The organism is Microbacterium sp. Bi128, assembly GCF_918698205.1.
In genome coordinates this window covers 1-2216 of the sequence record NZ_CAKKMM010000844.1, presented here as the reverse complement: position 1 = coordinate 2216, position 2216 = coordinate 1, and the positions used below count along the sequence as shown (strand labels likewise).

Here is a 2216-nt window from a genome sequence, read left to right as displayed (position 1 = left end):
GCGCCGATGGTACTGCACCCGGGAGGGTGTGGGAGAGTAGGTCACCGCCGGAACACCATTAACGGTCGAGGACCCCCACCACCAGGTGGGGGTCCTCCCGCATTTAACCCCCCTCTCCGGCAGGGCCGGGACCCCGGCCCCGGAGCCCGGGCCCACGGCCAGCTGCCCCCGGGCCGGGCCGGTAATCGCCCCTGGCGCCCGATCGCCGGTGAGGGGCCCTACGACGTCGTATGCTCCGCCTTGTAGGAGGCCCCGCGTTGCTGCAGGAACGTACAGGCCGGACGCGCCTGGACGGCCTCATTCGGCATCGGGCACGCCGTCCCCTGCCCCTCCCGCTGACCTGAGCTTCCGGCGTCTGCGCCGGCGCCAGACGATCACCAGGCCAAGCACGACGAAGGGGACCAGCACCCAACCGCCGATGTCGAGAGCGTCACCGATGGCATTGGCCAGCGCCCCGGCCAAATAGGCGAGAACACTGAGGCTCGCGACCCAGGCAATGGACCCTGTGATGGTCCAGAGCAGAAAATTGGGCCACGGCATCTTGGCGGCCCCCGCGGCAATGGCGCCCCAGAGCCGGACCACTATGACCCAGCGGCCGAAGAACAAGGCTTTGCCACCGTGCCGATCGAAGAACGACTCGAGCTGGAGGATGCGATTCTCGTCGGCGTGGAAGCGCCGTGCGAGTCGAAGCATCAGCGGACGGCCTCCCGCCCGCCCAAGTACGTAGCCAATCGTGCTCCCGAGCATGGCGCCCAGGCTGCCGACCGCGATAACGGCGGCAAGGTTCAGGTCTCCGTGGCGCGCCGAGGCGTAGGCTCCAAGCAGGACGGCCACGGCGGGAAGCGGTACACCGGCGCACTGGGCCAGCACAATCACGAAGACGGCGAAGTAGTACGCCCATTCGTCCGCAACCCCTGCTTCCGCGGCGAAGTAGGCCGCCCAGCCGAGCGCCACGAAGCGGAAGGCAACTAATCCGGTCATCGCTCACACCTCACTCCGCTGCTCCGCCGTGGTTCATCATGACGGTCCCCGCGCTGCCCGCGTTCTGTCTGCGGTCATAACCCCCGCGACAGCACCGGGATGGCCCTTGTCTACCCTTGCGGCCGGGGCCGCGTCAAGAGCACGCTGCGGACACCGCCCGGCCGGCGGCGGCACAGCGTTTCCGGCCGCGGCGCTAGGCTCGGCGCTCCGGCCGGATCGCCCGCAACCACCACCGCCCGCGCCGCTACGACCGCCGGACCTGCGCGTCTACTACGCCTCCTGCTTTAGGCCCTGAAGAGCTGCCCAGGTTCCCGGGACTATTGGCGACCGAAGACGCACGAAGGAGAGGCTCACACACAGGCCAAGCCCGCCCTCCCTCCTGGCGCGTACGCCCTTCAGCACCAAGACGCTTGGGTGGATGCGCTTTCCGAGCATGAAGATGGATTCCGCGCGTGGGTGAAGGCCGTTGATGACACTGCCTGGGATCGCGTCGGGTGGGAACACGTTCGCCAGGCGGCTCCGGCAGGCAATGAACACGCGTCGGTCTTGTTCGTCGTGGAAGGTGCCGCTCTTGAAAGCGGTATCCGATACAGATCACGGATCTGCGCGACGCATCGAGCCGACCGTTCCGATGCATTGCGGGCGAACTCAGGGGAGTCGATAACACCTTAGACATCGCGAACATCGACTGGGGGAGCTCTCAGTAAGCACAGACAGCAAGGGTGACTCCAGGGGGTTGCCTGACAGTTCTTGCTGCTTCGACGTCCTGGGAACAGGCTGCGGCCGAATCAATCGCTCGATCAAACCACGAGATCATGCAACTTCCGCCGCGGGTTGCAAGGTCCTTCGCTGATTCCAGGTAGCTGACGTTCGTCAGGTGTTCCCTTCAGCCACGATTTCGGCGGGGTGGCTGCTGTCGGGCCATCAACTCGTCATACGCCCCGGCAGATGGCAGACGGCAGTGTTGGCTGGAAGGCCGGCGATGATCGCGGCGGGATCCATGAGCCGGCTCAGGGTCAGGCAAGCCGTCAGCCGTCCGGGACCCGGTTGCGGTACCCCTCGAACAACACTTGGTTCGGAGTCTCGCCCAGAGGGCATCGGAGGCATCCTGCCGCGTCATGCCCCTGTGGCGGCCTGCATTCGACAACACGACGGACTGCTTGGCTGCTAGCGCCTGGGCCCGCCATGTGGGGGATCTGCTGGCACGGGGTTGGAGTGATGCACGGCATAGTGGC

Annotated in this window: 2 protein-coding genes; one reads left to right on the top strand and one right to left on the bottom strand. The window is 66.6% G+C overall.

The window, feature by feature from the left end; all coding sequences use genetic code 11:
• Window positions 1-297: 297 nt before the first annotated feature.
• Window positions 298-981, bottom strand: coding sequence for a DedA family protein (locus tag LQV45_RS27040; protein ID WP_230009848.1), 684 nt, complete (start codon window positions 979-981; stop codon window positions 298-300).
• Window positions 982-1395: 414 nt separating this feature from the next.
• Between LQV45_RS27040 and LQV45_RS35930 the strand changes: the two genes are divergently transcribed.
• The gene (locus LQV45_RS35930) at window positions 1396-1653 is read left to right on the top strand and encodes a hypothetical protein (protein WP_374208305.1); all 258 of its coding nucleotides are present in this window, start codon (window positions 1396-1398) and stop codon (window positions 1651-1653) included.
• Window positions 1654-2216: the final 563 nt, after the last annotated feature.

Bases quoted from the DNA above. Each gene is read 5' to 3' on its own strand.
- LQV45_RS27040 (WP_230009848.1), bottom strand. From the start codon at position 981: ATGACCGGATTAGTTGCCTTCCGCTTCGTGGCGCTCGGCTGGGCGGCC.